The organism is Marinomonas sp. HM11-D (genome assembly GCF_057626615.1).
The window spans coordinates 95,376-117,681 of record NZ_JBMMKT010000001.1 but is presented as its reverse complement, the minus strand read 5'-3'; the positions used below and the strand labels follow the sequence as shown (position 1 = coordinate 117,681).

Genomic DNA, 22,306 nt, shown 5'->3' with positions numbered 1-22,306 from the left:
TTATAATTGTTGGTTAACGAAGCTCAACATACCGTCTGCTGCAGAGATTACTTTTGAGTTCATCTCATACGCACGTTGTGTCGTGATCATATTTACCAATTCCTCAATGGAGTTTACGTTCGATGACTCCAACATACCTTGGCTTAAATAGCCTAAACCATCCTGCCCTGGAACCCCTACGATTGGTGCACCACTAGCAGTGGTTTCACCATATAGATTACTGCCCATAAAATGCAGACCCGTCGGGTTGATAAAGTTGGCGATCGTCAGCGCACCCACCTCTTCCATATCAGTCTGGCCTGCACGTAGCACAGAGACAACACCATCTTCAGCGATATTGATTTGCACCACATCCGAGTCAATCGTAATACCAGGATCAAGTAGCAAGCCACTTGAATCCACTAGATCACCTTGGCTATTCAACTGAAATTGACCATCACGGGTATAAGCAATCGAGCCATCTGGCTGAACCACTTGGAAGAAGCCACCACCTTGAATCGCCACATCAAGCTGACGGTCGGTGATATTGTAGTCTCCCACTTCAAAGTTCTTTTGTGTGCCCGTTACGCGAACACCTGCGCCCATCTGTAAGCCTGACGGTAGCTCAGTGTTTTGAGAGGACAGACCACCTGGGGCACGCAACTGCTTGTACATCAAGTTCTCAAATACGGCGCGATCTTTCTTAAAAGCCGTCGTGGAAACGTTGGCCAAGTTGTTTGAGATAGTGGCCAGCTGCTTGTCCATTGCTGACAGACCTGTTTTTGCAACCCATAGAGCTGAATGCATATCTACTCCTAATCTCTTTCAGTCAGCGAGCGATTAGCTACGCTGTAAAATTCGTGCGGATGCGTTTTCATTTTCGCGCACCGTATTCATAACTTTAATATTCATTTCAAAGCGGCGAGACAACTCCATAATGTTCGTCATCTCTTCTACCGCATTGACGTTGCTGCCTTCTAAGAAACCTGACATTACCTGAACATTATTATCAGCCAGCAGCATTTCGCCATTTTTAGTGCGCAGCATACCATCTTCACCTTTGGTTAAACTCTCAGGCTCAGCGGACACTAACTTAATGCGATTTAAAGTGGTAATTTGCGTACCATCGCCGCCACGAGGCACGATTGAGATGGTGCCATCCTCACTGATCATCAATTCATCAAGAGGCGGCAAAAAGATTGGGCCGGCAGAACCAACAATTGGCAAACCAGTTCCAGTCACCAATTGCCCAGAGACCGTAAGTTGTAGGTCCCCTGCGCGAGTATAGACTTCTTGGCCTGTGCCATCTAAAGCGGTAATAAAGCCATTACCTTGAATTGCAATATCCATATCACGCCCTGTTTCTTGTAACGCGCCCTGTTCAAAGTTCGTACCTGGGTTTTCAGTCATGGCGTATACACGCGAGGGGTAATAATCGCCATTCACCTGCATAGAACGAGCCTGCTCGAAATCAGAGCGAAAACCCGTCGTGGCAACGTTAGCAAGATTGTTTGCATGAATGGCCTGGGCATTCATCACTTGCGTACCACCACTCATGGCTAAATAAAGCGCTCTATCCATAAACGTACCTCACCGGCAAACTTTTGAAACAGTTGTTAGAGATTGTGTAACAAATAGCGTGCCAAGTTCTCACCATAGAATAGCAGGCACAAAAAAGCCCAGCTAATGAGCTGGGCTTTTCATCTAACCATTCACCTAACGAAGGTTAATAATCGTCTGTGTGACAGTGTTTTCGGTCTCTAGGGTCTTAGAGTTGGCCTGATAGTTACGCTGCGCTTCAATCAAAGCCACCAGCTCTTCAGTCAAATCTACGTTTGACTCCTCCAGAGCACCACCTTGGATACTACCAAAGGTGCCGGTATTCGGTCTGCCGATATTTGCCGCCCCAGACTCAGAACTTGCCACCCAAGCAGTATCCCCTGCAGGCGTTAAACCGTCCACGTTATCAAAGTTGGCTAAAGCAATCTGACCTAATACGGCAGTTTGTTGGTTGGTGTAACTCGCAATCAACAACCCATCCTCATCAAAACTTACTCCTTGTAGCTCACCCGCCGAAAAACCATCTTGACTGTATACATCTGAGCTAGATAAAGCATATTGAGTGGATTCACCTAAATCTATCTCAAGCTCCGCAAACAGATCAGTCGGGTCCCAACCAGTAATACTCAGCTGAGTTGGACTAGATACCGCATAAGGAGGATAACCACTGTATGTACCAGTAATATTACCTTGGGCATCAAACTGCACCACGGTATCTTCAGGCAAAAATGGCACTGGATTACCATTAACATCCACATCAGTCGGGTGATTCACTTCACCATCAATGGTAACCTTCATTTCCCAAGTATTCGCTTCGCCTTGTTTAATAAAGTAATAGCCAATGGTATGTTCTTCGCCTAATGCATCGTATACCGTATTGGTATTGCCATATGAATAGGATTCAGGATTTGCCGGATCAAATGAAGGCCGAGCAAAATTATCTGGCGTAGAAAAATCAGGGTTGCCGTTTGTGTCGTCATAATCAAACGTAACCGTACCACCATTGCTATCAGTAATACTTATAGCCGCCACTGCACTTGGTGCACTTAAATCACTAACATTACTCGGCTCAGTTGCACCAATATAGATTGGCGCAAAAGGATCAGCTGAAGCTCCCCCTCCAGCTGTGGCTGTAAAAGCCCCATCTGCATCATCAAATGTTATGAAGGTATCACCTAAAAAAGGTGTACCAGCTCCGTCAAATCGCTCACCATTTACCGTAGCATAAACTTGATAAGTATTAGGCGCTTCTGCTTTGGCATAATACAATGTCACAGCTTGAGGAACGGCTGGAGCAATCGCTGTTGTATTCGCAGTTTGCGTAAACGTATAAGTATCAGGATCACCTGGATCAAAAGTAGAAGAAATATATGGCGGCACATCTTCCAAACGAGAGTCCAAGTTTGACTCAATCGTTAAAGCCGTGCTCGCCTCTGGCGCAATACGCTCAGTCGGTACAATTAAGTCCTCAAGACTACCACCAATAATACCATTGACCGCATTATAGCCCTGAACATAAGCACCATCATTGGTGACCAAGTTACCTTCTGCATTCAGCTTAAAATCGCCGGCGCGAGTGTAGGCTTGCGTACCACCCACATCGATCACAAAGAAACCAGTACCATCTACAGCAAGGTCTAGGTTGTTATCTGTGTAGGAAATATTACCGGCAGAGAATTCCTGCGCGATGTTGTTAACACTGACACCACTACCAATCGTATTACTACTACCTGCACCGATAACGTTAGTATTGTACAAGTCACCAAATTCAACGCGCGACTTTTTAAAGCCCGTGGTATCCGAGTTGGCAATGTTATTACCCGTCGTGCTGAGAAAGTCAGCGGATGCTTTGATACCTGAAAGTGCTGTATTAAAACCCATATAATTTTCCTCAGCTTAACCGATAATCTCAAGTTCAGCGCTTAATTTAAGACTGCCGAACCCTTGGATATTAAGTGTAGTACCCTGCTCACCATTAATGGTGACACTGTTAATTCGAGCAGGTAGCTCTGTATTTAAAGTCGTCGCTTCACCGTCTGCATTGCGCGATGTCACTTTAAACTTATATTCTCCACTTGGAACCGCCTCACCTTTATCGTTTGTGCCATTCCATGTGTAGTTTTCATTCGTTAATTGAACACTCCTAACCACCTCACCAGATGCATTGGTGATCTGTAGTGTGTTCGTTTGTGCATCATCAGGGAATGACGTACGCAACTGGACAGAACCGCCCTCAGTCACATTAGTAGAATTACGATCCACAAAAACCGATTTTCCCACCAATGTGGATGCAGTCAGCGCTTGGCTCGACATCAAGGCTTCTGTCATATTCGACATCGCCGAAGCCATGCTGGTCAGACGTTCTAGAGAACTAAACTGCGCCATTTGCGACACCATATCACCGGTATCTTGAGGCTCAGTTGGATCCTGATTTTTTAATTGCTCAATGTAGAGTTGCAAAAACACATCTTGGTTACCAATACCTTCCGAGCTTTCTGTACTCGTTGTAGTATTGATGCCACTTTTTGCTTTTGCTTCTGCTGTACCGTACTGGGAAATTAACCCAGACAATGCCGAATTAGTATTGATATCAGCCATCACTCACCCCCTTAGGCCTGCCCTAAGGTCAACATTCTCTGCATCATACTTTTCGCAGAGTTCATAATTTCAACGTTGGTTTGAAACGAGCGCGACGCAGACATCATATCGGCCATTTCTTCTACCGGATTCACATTAGGATAGAATACATATCCTTCTTCGTTTGCCATGGGGCTATTTGGCTCATAGCGCGGTTGCAAGGGAGCATCGGACTCCACAATACCTGCCACATGAACCCCCATACCTGAGCTGCTTTCAAGGCCATCATCGGAGGCATTCCAGCCACGCTCACGCATCGCATCTGTCATCATTTGCTCAAACACTGGTTTGCGAGCACGGTAAGTTTGATCAGCGGAACTGGCAATGCTGTCAGCATTGGCAATATTGGAGGCAACCGTATTCAAACGCACAGTTTGAGCACTGAGGGCTGACCCGGAAATGGCAAAAATATTATTCAATGACATTATTATTGTCCTCCAGTCAGCGCTTTCTTCATACCGCTGATCTTTCTATTCAAAAGCAAAAAACTGGTATCGAATTGCAATGAGTTTTGAGCAAATTCCGCTTGTTCACGCTGCATATCTACCGTGTTACCGTCTAACGATGGCTGACTTGGGTTGCGGTACATCAGATCGTCCCCCATTGTCACTGAACTTTGCGCATGAATATGCTGATCATCATTACCCGCAAGCGCGAGACGATCTTTTTCTGCAGAAAGCATAGACTCAAATGAGATATCACGCGCCTTATAGTTTGGCGTATCCGCATTGGCGATATTATTTGCTAACACAGAAGCGCGCGCCGTACGGAACGTCAACATTTGATCATGTCCAGCAAACGCGTCTTTGAAAGAAATCGACATACCACCCTCATTTACAATCGAACAGTTTCTATTCGGATTATATAAAGCAAATTCAATGCCAAATAACAAAAACCTTATTTTTCAATTAGTTATGTTTTTAAGAACATAAAGGTGGCAATAGGCGGCAAACAAAAAAAAACGGCAACTTAATTTAAGTTGCCGTTTTTAAAAATCCGCAATGCAGGAGAGCTATTTAGCTTTATAAACGATGCCTGGATGACACTGCACAATCTCAAACATCGAAGACAAGCCGCTTAATGCTTCTGAACCACCCAAGAACAAATAGCCTCCAGGATTTAGCGCCGCATGCATTCGCTTCAAGATATCTAATTTCATTTCTGCCGTGAAATAGATCAGTACATTGCGACAGAAAATCACGTCAAACTTACCAAGCGATGAAAACGAGTCAATCAGGTTCAAGTGACGAAATTCTACTCGAGAGGCAATGTTTGGCTTCACCTTCCAAGTGGTAGCGCTTAACTTGTCAAAGTAGCGATTTTGATTTTCAAGACTCAGACCACGGGCAATCGCCAAACTATCGTATTCAGCCTGCTTTGCATGCTTAAGAATATTGGTACAAATATCCGTCGCCACAATCTTCTCACCTGACTTTAATTTGCCAGGCTTAGATTGTTTAAACTCGTCCAATACCATACTGATAGAATACGGTTCTTGACCAGTAGACGAAGCCGCCGACCAAATTCTCAGAGGCCGTTTGTCATATTGCGGAAGGATCATATCCTTCAAAATTTTAAACGGGTGGGCATCACGAAACCACAAGGTCTCGTTAGTGGTCATGGCATTGATCACTTCTTCCCTTAATTTAGAAGTACGACCCCCTCGCTCCAACGCGTCAACCAGCTCTTCAATTTTTGAGAACTTTTCACGCTCCAGCAGCTTCCCTAAGCGACTTGCAACCAAATATTGCTTATTGTCACTTAGAGAAATACCACTTTCTTTTTCAAGGTATTTACGAAATCGATCGTAACCCTGAGGCGAGATAGCATTCGAACTACTCAGCATTCATGCTCCTTAGCACTGCCATTCTTAGCCAGCTTAACAAACTAAGCTTCTTCTGTTGCTGCAACCGTCTCAATTGCGATTCGAGCCAATTCATCCGGCTGGAATTTGGCCAAGAATCCGTCCGCCCCCACCTTCTTAACCATGGCTTCGTTAAACACGCCACTTAAAGATGTATGCAATAAGATAAACAAGTCTTGTAGGCGGCTGTCATTACGAATGGCTGTCGTCAAGGTGTAACCATCCATCTCAGGCATCTCAATATCAGAGATCACCATAGAGAAATGCTCGGTCACATCCACGCCATCTGCAACAAGATTCTGTAAGTAAGTAAGCGCTTCTTTACCATCACACAATACGGTGGTTGAGAAACCCACATCTTCCATACAACGCTTAATCTGTTTACGTGCAACGGATGAGTCATCGACGATCAAAATGTGGTGCTGTTTCGCATTTTCATGTACATCTTCGGTGACAATGCCTGCCGAGATATTCTGACGCATTGGTGCCACTTCAGACAGAATCTGCTCAACATCAATGATCTCAACCATTTCCTTATCCACCTGACAGACAGCGGTCAGGTAGTTGTCATTCGACAAACCTTTTGGTGGCGGCTGAATATCACTCCAGTTCATGTTTACAATACGTTCCACACCACGCACCAAGAAACCTTGAATGCGGCGGTTGTACTCAGTAATGATCACGAAGCAATGTTGGATATTTTCAATTGGGCTAGCCCCTGTTGCTAGACCCAAGTCTAGAATCGGAATCGTGCCACCACGAATATGTGCCACGCCGCGAACTACAGGACTGCTGTGTGGCATGCTAGTAAGCTTAGGGCATTGCAACACTTCCTTCACTTTGAAAACGTTGATGCCATAGATTTGCTTACCGTTTAAGCGAAACAGCAATAATTCAAGACGGTTTTCTCCGACGAGTTGGGTTCGCTGGTTTACGCTCTCGAGAACTCCGGCCATAAAAGCCTCCTAAAATCTGCGCTCTATATAACAGGGGAAACCCTATTATTATGAAAATCCCTCATCAAATGATAGAGTGATTCCGTTGTTTTTACTAACCCAAGTCGACATCCTTGGAGATTTACAATGGGTCGCGTCAAGCTTCTGACCATATTACTCTTTTTTCTTTGCAGTTGGAGTAGTGCGTCACAATTAGAAACTCAAATAGAACAATTTATTCAACAAGTTGAATACAAACGATTACAAAGCATTTATCCCAATGCTCGAATCAACATAGCCGTTCAAAATAAAGTCGCACTAGATTACTTGCCCGATTGCAATCAGCCTATTGCCATTGATAACCAGCGCCCCGAAGCCGTTAACCGCACTACCTATGCCATCAGTTGCGAAGATCCGGTATGGAAGTCTTATGTACCCGTTGAACAAAGTATTTTAATAGAAGGCATAAAAGCCATTGCACCAATCTCTCGTGGCGAGCGCATTAGCGAGCAAAATACCGACATCGGCGAGATTGATCTGGCGACTTTAAGAGGTCACTTATACACCAGCGCTAACCCTCCTTACGGGCTGGTTGCTTCACGCAACATTCGTATCAATAACTTTATTACCGACCAAGTCACCGAGCTACCAGACCTGATTAAGAAAGGCAGTAACGTACTGATCACAGCACAAAGCAACAGCATTGTGGTAAGAATGAATGGCGTAGCACTAGAAGATGGCGTGAAAGGCCAACAGATTCGCGTTCAAAACGTCAGTTCTGGTCGAATTGTGTACGGAAAAGTTGTCAGTGATGGTGAGGTTTTAGTAAACTACTGACTAATAGCGACTTGCTATCTTCAGTTAAAAATAGTTGAAAATAATTTCTAAAGTTTCAACGCGCGCGACCGATAACTGAGTTAGCGGACTAATTCTGGAGGCAAGCACCATGGCAATGAACATTTCGGGCGTTGGTACACAACCAACTCTCTCATCGACTAAAAACGATCGTGTTAAGAATGACGAAACGAATACTACGTCGTCTAACACAGGCGTTAGCAGTAAAGAAGGTCTTTCTGAGGACACTGTGCAACTAAGCAGTGTGGCTCAGTCTCTACAAGTCAAAGGCTCTGGCTCTGAAGCGAGTGTGGACATGGATAAAGTAGAAAAAATCAAACAAGCAATTGCCGCAGGCGAATACAAGATAGATACCGAAAAGCTTGCTAGCAATATGATGGCAATGGACGAGTTGTTTAGCTAAGTAAACACTCGCTCTCATTATGATCCCGCTTGCCCCCCTCTTTACTCAGATCAAAGAGAACCTTGAACAGTTGTCCGAGGTTCTTCTTCGAGAGCGCTCAGCCTTAGCAACCGCAACACCTGACGACATCCTTCAACTTGCCTCCGAAAAAAAGGTATTGCTCGACAATATCGATGCCGCCAATGAGAAACGTCAAAGCATGCTAATCAAATTTGGCATTCTCAATCCTAAAAAACCGTCTGACGCAGATTTCCTAAAATGGCTCGACAGCCAAGACGGCATGGACGAGCTGAAAGACCTCATCAATGAATGCAATGGCTTGTTAGACCGCTGCAAACGGGAAAACAACACCAACGCACAGATCCTAGGCACACTGCAGAAACGCAATAAAGACATGTTTGAAATGCTGCAGGGCCATAACCGCAAGAATAAAGTCTATACCGCCTCTGGTGGCACTCGCCCAATTAGTAGTAAACATACCATTGGTAGAGCCTGAACCTTTCCGTTTCCAATAAAGCTTTACAAAACAGTGAGCTAGCGACGCATTAACTTGGTATCCAAGGCTCGAATTGATATACTCCATCTATCGTGTCTCCATAGGTAAACGGGATATACCTGCTGCCTCCTAAGCGGCGATTCCAGGTTCGAGTCCTGGTGGAGACGCCATAGACACAACAAAGCCGCTCTCGAAGCGGCTTTGTTGCATTTGGGAAATAGATTCATTAGGTAGTTATGGGCGCATAGCTTCTACCATACTCACGAATTGTTCCACGCCACGTTTTACTTCTTCCAAACCTAACGACACATTATTGATACTTTCTTGGCCATGTAAGGCAATGCCTGAAACAGACGTCAACGACGTATCAATCTGCTTAATCAATTGATGGTTAAGCTCAACCACTTTGGAAATTTCAGCGGTCGCAACTGAAGTACTACTGGCCAGTTTACGCACCTCATCGGCGACAACAGAAAAACCACGCCCAGCATCACCCGCTCGTGCAGCTTCAATGGCTGCATTCAAGGCAAGTAAATTGGTCTGATCTGCAATAGAACGAATGGTCACCACAATATCGGCAATATTTTTAAACTGCTCCATTAGCTGATTACCTACAGACGTTGCATGACTTACTTGCTCCGCAATGGTGTGTGATGTATCCACCGCTTCACTCAATACCTGTACCGCATTGGTAGTAATTTGGCTGGTTTGCTCTGATGTCGCTGCGGCCATATCTACTGCATTCATGGCGATAGACACCCTTTCAGTAATATCGGAAGCAAACTTCACGACCTGAAGCACCTTGCCATCTTCATCTAAAATCGGGTTATAGGTCGCCTGCAGCCATATTACATTGCCCTGGCTGTCATAGCGCTTATAGCGCCCTTTCGATAATTGCCCGCTTGACAATTTTCTCCAGAAATCAGGATTTTGACGATAGAACTCATCATCACAGAACATACGATGATGCTGACCTATAAGCTCATCACGGCGATAGCCGACGGTATTCAGAAAGTTATGGTTGGCATCAATAATAGTGCCGTCGGGCTCGAACTTAATAACAGCTTGAGAGCGATCTAACGCATCTAAAATCGCATTTCTAGCGATTAGTTCTTTGTGCATTTCGGTCACATCGGAACAAATTTTGATGATCTCTATGACTTGCCCGTGATCATCTCGAACGGGAAAATAATTGGCTTCAAGATAGATTCGCTCGCCGTTTTTCTTAACACGAGTAAATTCACCATTCACCGCGTTTCCTGAGGCGAGCTTAGACCAGAAACTGCGATAAGCATCACTCGCGACATAGCTTGGCAAGCAAAACATTTTATGATGCTTACCAACTATCTCATCCAATTGATAACCTACAGCAGAGAGAAATAAGTCGTTTGCATTCAGAATATATCCATTGGGATCAAAGCTAATGAAAGGGGTGTACGATCGAATGGCTTCCAGTTCCTGTTTTAAGTTACTCAGCTTTTCACTTGCCTCATCACCCGATGATTTAGCCTTATTGGCTTTACTACCCATAAAAAACATATCCATCCCACCCTTTATGTCCCATGTCACTGTCTTTACTTAGCAGCGTTAATTTACAAAACCTAATTTAGTTCAATAATTAAGCAGGCACTGTTAAATTAGGTTAGATAGTTGTTACTTTTCTTACTTAACTATGCCGCCTGAAAACAAAAGTAAACACTTCATAGCAGTTAACCACCACACCATATAGTTGACAAAATCAATCACATTACTCTTTTCGATACGACAAGCTACCAATGTCTGGCAAGACATTACTAAACCCCACCCAGTTCGAGTCATTTCGCTCACGAAACGACCATAAGGGTGGTAGTTTTAGCGTAATTCGCTATCATGCCGCCTTTGATTTAGAAATAGAGACCATTGAGTGAAACAAGTCATCGTTATTGGCGCAGGACCAGCCGGTTTAATGGCCGCAGAAATCATTCAAGCTGCGGGCCATCAAGTACATGTTTATGATGCCATGCCAAGTGCTTGCCGTAAGTTTTTGCTGGCCGGTATTGGCGGTATGAACATTACCCATTCTGAGCCCTACGACGACTTTATTACGCGCTACTACGACAAGGCAAAATGGCTTGAACCGGCCATTAAAGCCTTTGATGCCGACGCCCTTCGCCAATGGATTCATGAGCTAGGTATCGAAACCTTCGTCGGCACTTCTGGACGCGTGTTTCCTGAAAAAATGAAGGCCGCACCGCTACTGCGTAACTGGCTGAAACGCCTAAAAGATGCAGGCGTTGAATTCCATATGCGTCATAAATTGATCGCGTTGGATGGCTTACAGGCCACTTTTAATTACGAAGGTTTGGATAAAACCAAATCTGCTGATGCGATTGTTTTAGCCTTAGGCGGTGCGAGCTGGCCAAAGCTTGGTTCCGATGGCAAATGGGTCGGTTTCTTGTCCCGCCAAGGGGTCGACATTACTCCGCTTGAAAGCACCAACTGCGGTTTCTACAGTCACTGGAGTGAGCATTTACAGACAAAACTCGCTGGAGCACCATTAAAGGGTGTCAGCTTTACCATGAAGCTGGCAAATGGTGAAATTATGGAACGCAAGGGCGAATGTATCGTCACCCGTGACGGTATGGAAGGCAGCCTGATTTATGCGTTTTCAAAATACTTGCGTGACGCCATCAACCTACGTGGTCAAGGCAAACTCACGATCGATTTACTGCCTGATTTAACCCGTGAGCAATTGGTGCAAAAGCTAAGTAATATCAAGCCAAAAGAATCGCTGGCTAAGTACCTGAAACGTACCATTAAACTGGACAGTATCAAGTCAGCGTTGCTCTACGAAGCTTATGACAAAGAAGACTTTGATACGCCTGCCAAGCTAGCACGTTGCCTGAAATCCATTCCCGTTTCCTTCTATAAAACCAAACCGGTAGAAGAAGTGATTTCCAGCGCTGGCGGGATTAGCCAAGCCAGCGTCAACCAGTACTTTATGCTCAAAAAACTGCCTGGAGTGTTCTGCGCAGGGGAGATGTTGGACTGGGAAGCGCCTACTGGCGGCTACCTTCTGACCGCCTGTTTTGCCACTGGCCGCATGGTCGGTGAAGGCGTTAATCGCCTGCTAGCGGATTAAACGAAGCGCTATAAAGCATTGTCTTTGAGCGCTTGCCAGAACTGCAACACGTTGGGGCTCTGGTTGGATCGTGCTTTATAAACTCGAATTTCCAAGGGTACGTTCCAATTGACCGCCCCCGCCAATGCTAGGGAGCCATAGTTTAGTGAATCCACCACTAAACGCTTAGGCAACCAGCCAATGCCAAAGCCTTCTTTGACCATTGCCTTAATACTGGCGGCATGCAGGTTACTGGCCAGAATCTGCAACTGCGGCACTTCATGCTGACGCTGTAAATGATGTTGCACCGCAGGTGCCAAAAAGGTGGCATCGTCGTAGGCAATATAAGGAATCGGCTGCTTCCGATTACCCGGCAATTCAAAACTAGGTTGCCCCTGTTTATCTGTGGCAACACAAGGTACTAGTATTTCTCGGCCGATGGTGACGCTGTCAAAGCTATCTTCATCCAGTTCTTTCAAAAAGCCCATGGCTGGATGCCAGAAACAGAGCATTAGATCGGACTCGTTTGCCGTCATGGCATTGATAAAATCCGCCCCCGCCCACGAGCTGGATTTCATATTCACATCAATTCGCAGCTCTAAACGCTGACAGAGCGGTTCAACAAATTCACGGTAGTAACCTAAGAACAGCGACTGCGTGGTGATAAAGCGAATCTGTGATTGTTCCTGCTCTTTAATTTCCAGACAGCGCGCTTTGGCATCCCTTAACTGACGGGTGATCTGTTCCGCACTCTGTAAAAAGATTTCTCCCGCTGGCGTCAATGATAACGGCAGCGTATTGCGATCAATCAAGGTGACCTTCATCTCTTCTTCTAACAACTTGATGCGACGACTAAAGGTCGGCTGGGTCACGTTCTGTTCATCCGCGGCACGGGAGAAATGACGTGTTTTGGCCAAGGCAATAAAGTCTTCTAACCACCTTATTTCCATGCACGCCCCTCCTCTACCGCATGGCAAGCCACCTGACTGCCATCGGCTTGTAACTCAAGCACGGGAATCTGCTCAAAGCAGCGCTGATTGGCCAACGGGCAACGACCACAGAAACTACAACCCATCGGTTTTTCCAACGGAGTTGGCACTTCACCAGACAAGTGGATCGGCTCAAGTGCTAGATTATCCAAGCGCGGGATCGACGACAGTAACGCTTTTGTATAAGGGTGCTTGGGCTTGGCGAATAAGGTCGCACGACTCGACACTTCGCAGATACGCCCTAAATACATGACCGCTACGCGAGTGGCAAAATGCTCTACCACAGCCAAATCATGGGTGATAAATAGATAAGTCAGCCCCAGCTCTTGTTGCTTATCCATCATCAGGTTCAGTACCTGCGCTTGCACCGAAACATCCAACGCCGCCAAAGGCTCATCCGCAACAATCAACTCAGGTTCCACCGATAGCGCCCGCGCCAATGAAATACGCTGACGCTGTCCACCGGAGAATTCATGGGGGTAACGGTCTTCTGCATCTTTCGTTAAGCCCACCGACTGCAACAGCGCTTCTATAAACTGATCGACCTGTTGTCGTTCCCATGACGAATGATGCAAGACAATGGCTTCACGCAATGTCTGATACACCGTCATACGTGGATTTAACGAGGCATAAGGGTTCTGAAACACCATCTGCATTTTCTTGCGATAAGGCATACGCTGCTGATCATTAAGCTGATCAATGCGCTGCCCCGCGTATTCGATTGCACCCGAGTTTGGTTGCGCTAAGCCCATCAATAACCTAGCAAGCGTCGATTTACCACAGCCAGTTTCGCCCACCACACACAGGGTTTCACCGCGCTCGATCTCTAGGCTGACGCCATTAATGGCAAATACACGTGACGCAGTTTTGGCTTTTTTGCCCCCCAGAAAACGTGGCCAACGCCACTCAGAACGTGTGCGAAAGCTTTTCTCAAGTTGCTGAATACGAATTAAAGGCTCAGACATCGGGATCCTCCTCATCGTATTCAGCAAACTCTGCCAACATGTCCTCTACAACGTAACAGGCCACGGTTGAAACACCGCTGTAGACAAAACCGGGCACTTTCTGGCGGCATTTTTCTTGCGCATACGGGCAACGTGGGTGAAAAGCACAACCACTGGGTTGTTCACTCAACGGCGGCATATTGCCTTGTATTTGGTTCAGTCGCTGGCCAGGCAAGGCCATTTGCGGCAAGGCATTAAGCAAACCTTGGGTATAAGGGTGTTGCGGATCATTGATGATTTCTAAGGTCGGTCCTTGCTCCACAATGCGCCCCGCGTACATCACCAAGGTGCGCTCTGCGATACGCGACACCACGCCAAAGTCATGGGTAATCAAAATCAGTGCGACCCCATGGTCAGCGCAGATTTGTTTCAGCAACTGTAGAATTTCCGCCTGAATGGTCACATCCAGGGCCGTGGTCGGCTCATCGGCAATAATGATTTCAGGATTCAGCAATAAGGCAATGGCAATGATCACCCGCTGGCGCATGCCTCCGGAGAGTTCATGGGGATACTGATCAAAGCGTTGCGCAGGGGCTGCAATGCGCACATGGGCCAGCTTTTCAATCGCCAGTTTACGCGCGTCTTTATAAGCAATCCGAGTATGACTGCGAATCGCTTCCACCATTTGTTCGCCGATGCTTAACACAGGATTTAAGGTAATCATGGGATCTTGGAAGATCATGGCAATCTTCTTTCCGCGCACTTCTTGCCACTGTTTAGCACTTAGCGTCGTCAGCTCTCGCCCTGCTAATGTCACCGAGCCAGCGGCAATATAACCTGGCTTGCTGAGCAAATTTACAATGGCGTAGCCAAGAATCGATTTACCAGCGCCCGACTCGCCGACGATGGCCAATCGTTCCCCCTTTTCAAGGCTAAAGCTCACCTCATGCAAGGCAGTCAACTCGTCATGACGTCGCTTAAATTTGACGCTTAACCCATTTACCGACAATAGACTCATATTAGCCCCCTGCCGCTTGTGGGTTTAAGTGATCGCGCAACCAATCACCCAGCAGGTTCATGACAAAAATCAATATGATCAAGGTGACGCTGGGGAAGACACTGATCCACCAAGCCCCAGAAAATAGATAGTTAAAGCCAGAGGAAATCAAAGCACCAAGGGAAGGCTGTGTTGGCGGCATGCCCAAGCCAAGAAACGACAATGCGGCCTCGGCGACAATCGCATTGGCAATCTGGATAGTCAGAATCACCAAGATCGGTGACATGGTATTGGGCAAAATATGACGTAGCATAATGCGTGCCTTACTGACCCCCAACACCCGCGCCGCATCCACGTATTCTTTGTCTTTTTCCGCCAACACACAGGCGCGAACGATACGGGCAAAGATCGGCCATTCAGCAATGCCCAATACCAAAATCAGCATCAACATGGCCAGCTGCTGATACACCGCATTGCCAAACAGAGTCTGAAACACCGCCAACACCACAATCGCCACCATCATGGTGGAGAAGGACAATTGAATGTCCGCGGCACGCATTAAAAAGGCATCCAAGCGACCGCCAATATAGCCTGACAACAAGCCAATGCCGATGCCCATAAAGAGCTGAATCAGAACCGCACAGACGCCGATGGTAAGCGACAAACGCGTGCCATAGAGAATCACCGACAACAGATCGCGGCCTTGGGTATCGGTGCCCAATAGAAAACGCCCATCCCCCGTTTGCCAATAAGGCGCCAGCTCGGCGTTTTGCAAATCCATAAAGTCCACGCTGTTAACGTCGTATGGCGCTAGCAAAGGCGCCAATAACGCGACTAAGCAATAGAGCGCAAAAATACACAGGGCAAACAAAGCCAATTTATCGCCGCGCATGGCCGAGAGCAGATGACGAACTCGCGTCGCCTGCTCTGACGATACCTGAGGACGAGGAAAAAGATTCATGAGCCATACCCCGGCAAACGTACCCTTGGATTCACTAGGCTATAAACCAGATCGACTAGGGTATTGGTGACCACAAAAATCACCCCCACCACCATTAAATAGGCTGAAATCAAAGGCACATCTACCCGTGTCACCGCTTCCATAAATAACAGCCCCATACCCGGCCATTGGAAAATACTTTCGGTCAAGATGGTGTACGCCACCAAGGTCCCCACCTGAATGCCACCCACGGTGATTACTGGCAACATGGTGTTTTTTAACGCATGTACGAAATAAATACGCGGCGCAGATATGCCTTTGGACCAAGCATAACGAATGTAATCGCTTTGCAGTACATCCATCATTTCCGCGCGGATCAGACGAATAAACATGGGCGTTAACACAAACGCGAGGGAAAAACTTGGCAACAGCAAATGCAACAAGCCATCTTTGTTAAACAGTCCAGACTGCCAGAGACCCAGCACCTGTGTGGTGTCACCACGGCCAAAGCTTGGCAACAGGCGCCACTCAATGGCGAAGAAATACATAAGAAAGACGGCGACAATAAAGATAGGGACTGACAAGCCTAAAGTACTGAACATTAAGATGGCTCGTGATAACAGGCTTTTCGGCTGAATGGCCGCCAACACACCAAGCGGAATCGCCAGTAACGCCACCAGCACTAAGGCGCTGAATGACAATTCTAAGGTGGCGGGCAAGCGACTGATAATAATGTCTAACGTTGACTCTTTGTAATAATAGGAAGTGCCAAGGTCCCCTTGTAAGGCACGCCCCAGGAAACGCCCGTATTGCACCAATACAGGATCGTTTAATCCCAGTTCCTGCTGCAGGGCGGCACGCTCTTGCAGGGTCACGGATTGCCCTACCATTTGCTGTACAGGATCCCCCAGTTTGCCCTGAATCATAAAGCTGACAACGCTGATGATCAGTAAGACAAACATGGCCTGCAGTAGCCGTCGCCCAATAAATCGTAACATGGCCCTATTCACTCACCTCTAGATCGCCCCAGTAAGGGAAATTCAAAAAGTTTACCACGCCCTCTAAATCCACATGCGCTTTCGCCGCCCAAATAATCGGTTGCCAATACAAGGGAATTAGCAACGCCTGCTCAGCCACATGAGCTTCAATACCTTGTAAGATGCGCTCCCGTTGCTCTGGTTGCATCTCATGGTTGGCAAGCTTCACCCCTTGATCAATCAGGCCATCGCAAAAGCCCCCTGCGTTGTAGGCACCGAGTCCCGTGTGCTGATCGCGACAAGCTAAGATAAACTCAAAAATGTTATTTGAATCAAAAGTATCCGACTGCCAGCCAAGCATCATCACATCCGCCGCACGCTGATCAAACAGTTGGAAGTACTGGGCTTTAGGGAAGGTTTTTAAGTCCACTTGGATATTAATTTTCTCTAGCATGGCCGCCGCCGCTTGCGCCACCCGTTCATCACTCATATAGCGGTTATTGGGCGCCATCATGGAAATCCGAAAGCCCTGCTCATAACCCGCTTCCGCCATCAGTTGCTTAGCCTTTTCTAAATCGTATTTAGGCTGGAGTGTGGCAATATGACCGGCAAAGGCATCGGCACTCAGCTGTCCCGCCGCTTCGCCGTAGCCGCGTAAGATTTTCTCTACCATCAGTGCTTGGTTAATCGCCAGATTCATAGCTTGGCGTACTCGCACGTCTTGCAACTCCACTCGACGAGATTGGTTTAACTGCAGCATCACAATGCGAGTGCCCGTCAACGCCAGTAGCTTAATTTCAGGCGTGCGTTGCACTCGCGCAATATCAATCGCTGCCACCGGCGAAATCACATCCACATCACCAGTGAGCAAGGCCGCTAAACGGGTGGAGTCCGAGCGAATGGTAATAAGTTCTAACGTTTGTAAGTTACCCGCCGAGCCTGTGTCCCAATACTCAGGATTTCGCTCCAGCACTAGCTTTTGACCGGCGGTACGCTCTTTAACGCGAAAGGGCCCCGAGCCCGACACATTTTTAGAGGCAAAGGTTTGGCCAAATTTGATGATCTCGGCACGACCTTCGTAAAAGGTTTTATCCACCACGAACACATAGGCCAAACTGTTCAGTAGCAGAGGATAAGTGCCAGAAGTGTGGATATCGAGGGTATAATCGTCGATCTTGTCCACATTTTGCACAATACTAAACAATCCTTTGAAGTCGATGGAGTTTTTTAAGCGCTCGATTGTGAATAACACATCGTCTGCCGTCATCCGGTTGCCGGAGTGAAAATGCACCTCTTGGCGTAACCTTAGTCGTAGGGTGTTCTCATCCAGCATTTGCCAAGCGGTCGCTAAACGCGGTTCAAACGAACCGTCTTGACGCCAGCGCACCAAGGGATCAAACACTGCATGGGAATACTGAATCCCCGCCTCAGACAGCTGTTCATGGGGGTCTAATGAAATCGGATCGGCATCGACTGCAATACGCAATTGCGCCCCATAGACAACACTCGCCAAACAACTTATCCACCAAAGCAGAAGCAGACGACGTAACATTGAAGTTCCTTTTGTCAGAGCACAAAAGCCTCTACGAATGAGAGGCTTGCAAGTGCACTTTTTTATAAGCGTTATAATTTGACCACCTGGTCATTTAAAACAGTATAGAAAAGCGTCAACGCTTCGACTAGCAAAGAATCCAGCGAAGCAGCCTACGCTTGATCTCAACGGCTCATGCCGCCCCCGCCAGACTTTCTAAACGGCTTTCTTCCACGGCATGGCAGGCAATCAAATGACCCTGATCAGTACTACGTAACGCCGGCGCTTCACTGCGACAACGATCATTGGCGTACTGACAACGACCATGGAAAGCGCAGCCACTTGGCGGATTTAATGGTGATGGCAACTCCCCTTTTAGCTTAATACGCTGACGACGTTTCTCACTCGATAGCTGTGGTGTACTCGATAAAAGCGCTTGAGTGTAAGGATGTTTGGGGTGAGTAAAGACTTCCTCACAAGTGCCATGCTCGACCACTTTACCGAGATACATCACCATCACTTCATCGGCGATATGCTCTACCACAGACAAATCATGGGAAATAAACACATAACTCAGGCCAAACTCTTGCTGCAGATCCATCATCAGGTTCAACACCTGCGCCTGTACCGATACGTCCAAAGCCGACACGGGTTCATCGGCAACGATCACTTCAGGGTCTAGCATCAAACCTCGAGCAATGGCGATACGCTGACGCTGACCACCCGAGAACATATGCGGGTAGCGATCATAGTGCTCTGGTTTTAGACCTACTTTGGCCATCATTTCCATGGCCTTCGCTTTACGCTCGGCTTTACTCAGCTTGGTATTAATCACCAAGGGTTCTTCTAAAATTGCACCAATTTTCTTACGCGGGTTTAAAGAGCCGTAAGGGTTTTGGAAAATAATCTGAATGCTCTGACGCAGCTCTTTTTGTTGCTCCTTAGAAAGCGCGAGCAAATCTTCACCACGAAAATTCAACTGACCATCGGTCGGCGTTTCGATCATGGTTAGCATGCGACCCAAGGTCGATTTACCACAGCCAGACTCCCCCACCACCGCTAGGGTTTTGCCTTTCTCAAGGGTAAAACTCACACCATCCACGGCTTTCACTGTCGCATCAGGCTTTAAGAAACCCTGCTTCACTTGGTAGTGTTGCTTCAGGTTATGGGCGTTTAATACTAGTTCTTGGCTCATGCGGCAGGTCTCCCCTGAATATTCAGTGGTGTATGGCATTTCACTTGGCGCTCTAACGAGCCTTGGCTGGCAGGCTCCACATTACGACAATGATCGGTAGCGTACGAACAACGTGGGCTGAGCAAACAGCCTTTGGGTCGATCGTATTGTCCTGGCACCACACCAGGCAGTGCATCTAAGCGCGCTTTACCGGCCGCAGACTCTGGCAAAGAGGCCAGCAATGCCTGCGTGTACGGGTGCTTTGGCGTGCTGAACACTTCGCTCGCAGGACCACTTTCAACGATTTGACCGGCGTACATCACAATCACCCGATGGGCCACTTCGGCCACCAGCGCCAAATCGTGGGTGATCAACACCAAACCCATTTGCTTCTGCTTTTGCAGGTCGATCAATAGATCAATGATCTGTGCCTGAATGGTGACGTCCAGCGCCGTGGTTGGCTCGTCGGCAATTAACAGCTTTGGATTACAGGCAATGGCGATGGCAATCATCACCCGCTGACTCATACCACCGGAGAGCTGATGTGGATATGCGCTTAAACGCGTTTCCGGTGCGGGAATTCCCACCAGCGTTAATAGCTCAATGGCACGATTTTTCAGCTCTTTCTTAGTGCCACCTTGGTGGGTTTTCAGTGCTTCAATGATCTGATAGCCGACGGTAAAACACGGATTCAAACTGGTCATCGGGTCTTGGAAGATCATGGCAATATCAGAGCCAGTGATCTTACGACGCTGAGCTTCTGGCATGGACAGCAAGTCTTGCTCCATAAAGGTCAGCTGATCAGCACTGACTTTACCCGGGTAATCAATCAAGCCCATCAACGACAGTGAGCTAACACTTTTACCTGAACCGGATTCACCCACAATGCCCAACACTTCCCCTTCGTTGACGCTGTAGCTGATCTGATCCACGGCGCAGAAATTACCGAAGGTAACGGATAAATTTTCTAACTTAAGTAATGACATATGCGCTCCTACTGCTTCAACTTAGGATCTAAGGCATCGCGCAGGCCGTCACCCATTAGGTTAAACGCCAATACGGTCAACAAGATCATCAGACCTGGGAAGGTCACCACCCACCAAGCGCGCTGTACGAACTGCAAGGCGTCCGCCAACATGCTGCCCCATTCTGGGGTTGGGGGTTGTGCTCCTAGACCTAGGAAGCCCAGTGCCGCCATATCTAAAATAGCACTCGAGAAGCCAAGCGTGGCTTGCACGATCAGAGGTGCGACACAGTTCGGTAGGATGCAGATAAACATCAGACGCAGCGGGCTCGCACCAATCACTCGCGATGAGGTCACATAATCACGGGACATTTCCGCCATGGTCGCCGCTCGGGTCAAACGCACATAATGTGGTAAGGAGACAATCGAAATCGCCAAGGCCGCGTTAACAATGCTCGGGCCTAATACCGCCACGATAGCAATCGCCAACAATAGACTCGGCATGGCCAGCATGATGTCGACGATACGCATAATGATGGTATCCACCACGCCTTTGCAGTACCCCGCCACCAAGCCAAGCAAGATGCCCATAAACAAGGACGCAGTCACAGCGACTAAGCCAACGGACAGGGACAAACGGGCGCCATGGATAATGCGCGATAAGATGTCACGACCTACATCGTCAGTGCCCAAGACATAGGCCCAGCTACCGCCATCCATCCAAGCGGGTGGTAATAGCAAGGCATCACGGGCTTGATCCGATGGCGAATGCGGTGCGACAAAGTCAGCAAACAAGGCCATAAAGCAGATCACGATGATAAACACCAAACCGCTCACCGCGCCCTTGTTGCCTTTAAAGTAATGCCAGAACTCTTGTAACGGTGTACGTGGCGCTGGCGCTTGTAAAGTTGCAGTTGTCATAGCGCCTCCTTAACGGCTGTGTCGAATACGTGGATTGACAATGCCGTAGGCAATATCAACCATGAGGTTCACGACAATGATGATGCTGGCAACGATCAAGATACCGCCCTGCACCACCGGATAATCGCGGCGACTGATGGATTCAATCAACCACTTACCAATGCCCGGCCAAGCGAACACAGTTTCGGTTAGGATCGCACCGGACAACAAAATGCCGACCTGCAAACCAATCACGGTAATCACCGGAATCAGTGCATTACGCAGCGCGTGAATGATGATCACACGCCATGGGGCAATGCCTTTGGCACGGGCGGTACGGATATAGTCTTCGCTTAACACTTCGAGCATTGACGAGCGCGTCATACGAGCGATTACCGCCATCGGGATAGTACCCAGTACGATACTCGGCAAAATCAGATGCGCGACGGCGGAAGAAAAGGCCCCTTCTTCACCAGACAGGATGGCATCAATCAACATAAAACCGGTGACGTTATCGATCCAATACACTACGTCGATACGCCCCGATACGGGCGTCCAACCAAGGGTCACCGAGAAAATCAGCATCAATAGCAATGCCCACCAGAAGATCGGCATGGAGTAGCCGGTTAAGGAAAAGGTCATCACTGAGTGATCAAATAAGGTGCCGCGCTTCACAGCGGCGATCATACCGGCGGGAAGTCCCACAAAAATAGCGAAGATGGCGGCACAAAAGGCCAGCTCAATGGTCGCAGGAAACAGGGTAAGAAATTCACTGAGCACAGGCTCTTTGGTGACCAAGGAATTGCCTAGATCGCCTTGCAAAACACCTGTGACGTAATGGAAATATTGCACATACAGCGGCTGATCAAAGCCTAATTGTGCGCTGAGTTCAGCATGGCGTTCAGCACTGACACCGCGCTCACCAGCCATGACCTCAATCGGGTCACCTGGGATCAAACGAATCAGAGTAAACGTCAGCAGAGTAATCCCGATAAAGGTCGGAATCACGAGACTTAAACGTCGAAAAATAAACTGGAACATGGACTGGCTCTCTTATTGGG

At 47.6% G+C, this 22,306-nt stretch carries 23 protein-coding genes, 1 tRNA gene and 1 pseudogene; 5 read left to right on the top strand and 20 right to left on the bottom strand.

Annotation, left to right across the window (positions count from 1 at the left end):
• The 8 genes from flgG to ACOSVP_RS00485 form a co-directional block, all read right to left on the bottom strand.
• Window positions 1–786, bottom strand: coding sequence for a flagellar basal-body rod protein FlgG (flgG, locus tag ACOSVP_RS00520; protein WP_487345559.1), 786 nt, complete (start codon window positions 784–786; stop codon window positions 1–3).
• Window positions 787–819: 33 nt separating this feature from the next.
• Complete coding sequence (gene flgF, locus ACOSVP_RS00515; RefSeq protein ID WP_487345558.1) at window positions 820–1,560, bottom strand: flagellar basal-body rod protein FlgF; 741 nt, start codon at window positions 1,558–1,560, stop codon at window positions 820–822.
• Window positions 1,561–1,695: 135 nt separating this feature from the next.
• Complete coding sequence (locus ACOSVP_RS00510; protein ID WP_487345557.1) at window positions 1,696–3,420, bottom strand: flagellar hook protein FlgE; 1,725 nt, start codon at window positions 3,418–3,420, stop codon at window positions 1,696–1,698.
• A 15-nt stretch (window positions 3,421–3,435) separates the two neighbouring features.
• The gene (locus tag ACOSVP_RS00505; RefSeq protein WP_487345556.1) at window positions 3,436–4,137 is read right to left on the bottom strand and encodes a flagellar hook assembly protein FlgD; all 702 of its coding nucleotides are present in this window, start codon (window positions 4,135–4,137) and stop codon (window positions 3,436–3,438) included.
• Between the two features lie 11 nt (window positions 4,138–4,148).
• Window positions 4,149–4,601, bottom strand: coding sequence for a flagellar basal body rod protein FlgC (gene flgC / locus ACOSVP_RS00500; RefSeq protein ID WP_487345555.1), 453 nt, complete (start codon window positions 4,599–4,601; stop codon window positions 4,149–4,151).
• Window positions 4,602–4,603: 2 nt separating this feature from the next.
• A complete protein-coding gene (gene flgB / locus ACOSVP_RS00495) occupies window positions 4,604–4,999 on the bottom strand; it encodes a flagellar basal body rod protein FlgB (protein ID WP_487345554.1) in 396 nt (131 codons plus the stop codon).
• A 189-nt stretch (window positions 5,000–5,188) separates the two neighbouring features.
• Window positions 5,189–6,022 carry a CheR family methyltransferase gene (locus ACOSVP_RS00490; RefSeq protein ID WP_487345553.1) on the bottom strand — a complete coding sequence of 278 codons (834 nt, stop codon included), beginning with the start codon at window positions 6,020–6,022 and terminating at the stop codon, window positions 5,189–5,191.
• A gap of 41 nt (window positions 6,023–6,063) precedes the next feature.
• Window positions 6,064–6,996 (bottom strand): chemotaxis protein CheV, encoded by a 933-nt coding sequence (locus ACOSVP_RS00485; RefSeq protein ID WP_487345552.1) that lies wholly within the window; start codon window positions 6,994–6,996, stop codon window positions 6,064–6,066.
• A gap of 126 nt (window positions 6,997–7,122) precedes the next feature.
• Between ACOSVP_RS00485 and flgA the strand changes: the two genes are divergently transcribed.
• From flgA to ACOSVP_RS00465, 4 genes are all read left to right on the top strand, one after another.
• On the top strand, window positions 7,123–7,812 hold the full coding sequence (gene flgA, locus ACOSVP_RS00480) for a flagellar basal body P-ring formation chaperone FlgA (protein WP_487345551.1): 690 nt from the start codon (window positions 7,123–7,125) through the stop codon (window positions 7,810–7,812).
• A 109-nt stretch (window positions 7,813–7,921) separates the two neighbouring features.
• Window positions 7,922–8,233 carry a flagellar biosynthesis anti-sigma factor FlgM gene (gene flgM, locus ACOSVP_RS00475; RefSeq protein ID WP_487345550.1) on the top strand — a complete coding sequence of 104 codons (312 nt, stop codon included), beginning with the start codon at window positions 7,922–7,924 and terminating at the stop codon, window positions 8,231–8,233.
• Between the two features lie 19 nt (window positions 8,234–8,252).
• Window positions 8,253–8,729 carry a flagella synthesis protein FlgN gene (locus tag ACOSVP_RS00470; RefSeq protein ID WP_487345549.1) on the top strand — a complete coding sequence of 159 codons (477 nt, stop codon included), beginning with the start codon at window positions 8,253–8,255 and terminating at the stop codon, window positions 8,727–8,729.
• A 94-nt stretch (window positions 8,730–8,823) separates the two neighbouring features.
• Window positions 8,824–8,899 (top strand) — tRNA-Arg (locus ACOSVP_RS00465).
• Between the two features lie 64 nt (window positions 8,900–8,963).
• On the opposite strand, the gene ACOSVP_RS00460 is transcribed toward ACOSVP_RS00465, so the two are convergent.
• On the bottom strand, window positions 8,964–9,461 hold the full coding sequence (locus tag ACOSVP_RS00460; protein ID WP_487345911.1) for a methyl-accepting chemotaxis protein: 498 nt from the start codon (window positions 9,459–9,461) through the stop codon (window positions 8,964–8,966).
• A 33-nt stretch (window positions 9,462–9,494) separates the two neighbouring features.
• A pseudogene (locus ACOSVP_RS00455) lies at window positions 9,495–10,259 on the bottom strand (PAS domain-containing protein); the annotation flags it as partial.
• A 373-nt stretch (window positions 10,260–10,632) separates the two neighbouring features.
• Between ACOSVP_RS00455 and ACOSVP_RS00450 the strand changes: the two are divergent.
• Window positions 10,633–11,850, top strand: coding sequence for a TIGR03862 family flavoprotein (locus tag ACOSVP_RS00450; protein WP_487345548.1), 1,218 nt, complete (start codon window positions 10,633–10,635; stop codon window positions 11,848–11,850).
• A gap of 8 nt (window positions 11,851–11,858) precedes the next feature.
• Here ACOSVP_RS00450 and ACOSVP_RS00445 read toward each other — a convergent pair whose 3' ends face one another.
• The 10 genes from ACOSVP_RS00445 to ACOSVP_RS00400 form a co-directional block, all read right to left on the bottom strand.
• Window positions 11,859–12,779: a LysR family transcriptional regulator gene (locus ACOSVP_RS00445; RefSeq protein ID WP_487345547.1), complete on the bottom strand. Its 921-nt coding sequence runs from the start codon at window positions 12,777–12,779 to the stop codon at window positions 11,859–11,861.
• Complete coding sequence (locus tag ACOSVP_RS00440; protein WP_487345546.1) at window positions 12,770–13,783, bottom strand: ABC transporter ATP-binding protein; 1,014 nt, start codon at window positions 13,781–13,783, stop codon at window positions 12,770–12,772. The genes ACOSVP_RS00445 and ACOSVP_RS00440 overlap by 10 nt, the downstream gene beginning before the upstream one ends.
• Complete coding sequence (locus ACOSVP_RS00435) at window positions 13,776–14,780, bottom strand: ABC transporter ATP-binding protein (protein WP_487345545.1); 1,005 nt, start codon at window positions 14,778–14,780, stop codon at window positions 13,776–13,778. Before ACOSVP_RS00435 ends, ACOSVP_RS00440 begins: the two co-directional genes overlap by 8 nt.
• A gap of 1 nt (window position 14,781) precedes the next feature.
• Window positions 14,782–15,720, bottom strand: a complete 939-nt coding sequence (locus ACOSVP_RS00430; RefSeq protein WP_487345544.1) for an ABC transporter permease — start codon at window positions 15,718–15,720, stop codon at window positions 14,782–14,784.
• Window positions 15,717–16,697: an ABC transporter permease gene (locus tag ACOSVP_RS00425; protein WP_487345543.1), complete on the bottom strand. Its 981-nt coding sequence runs from the start codon at window positions 16,695–16,697 to the stop codon at window positions 15,717–15,719. Before ACOSVP_RS00425 ends, ACOSVP_RS00430 begins: the two co-directional genes overlap by 4 nt.
• Window positions 16,698–16,701: 4 nt before the next feature.
• On the bottom strand, window positions 16,702–18,228 hold the full coding sequence (locus ACOSVP_RS00420) for an ABC transporter substrate-binding protein (protein ID WP_487345542.1): 1,527 nt from the start codon (window positions 18,226–18,228) through the stop codon (window positions 16,702–16,704).
• A 172-nt stretch (window positions 18,229–18,400) separates the two neighbouring features.
• On the bottom strand, window positions 18,401–19,402 hold the full coding sequence (locus tag ACOSVP_RS00415) for a peptide ABC transporter ATP-binding protein (protein ID WP_487345541.1): 1,002 nt from the start codon (window positions 19,400–19,402) through the stop codon (window positions 18,401–18,403).
• A complete protein-coding gene (gene dppD, locus ACOSVP_RS00410) occupies window positions 19,399–20,367 on the bottom strand; it encodes a dipeptide ABC transporter ATP-binding protein (protein ID WP_487345540.1) in 969 nt (322 codons plus the stop codon). The genes ACOSVP_RS00415 and dppD overlap by 4 nt, the downstream gene beginning before the upstream one ends.
• A gap of 8 nt (window positions 20,368–20,375) precedes the next feature.
• Window positions 20,376–21,266: a dipeptide ABC transporter permease DppC gene (gene dppC / locus ACOSVP_RS00405; protein ID WP_487345539.1), complete on the bottom strand. Its 891-nt coding sequence runs from the start codon at window positions 21,264–21,266 to the stop codon at window positions 20,376–20,378.
• A 9-nt stretch (window positions 21,267–21,275) separates the two neighbouring features.
• Entirely contained in the window at window positions 21,276–22,286 is a 1,011-nt protein-coding gene (locus ACOSVP_RS00400; RefSeq protein WP_487345538.1) for an ABC transporter permease subunit, read from the bottom strand.
• Between the last annotated feature and the right edge of the window lie 20 nt (window positions 22,287–22,306).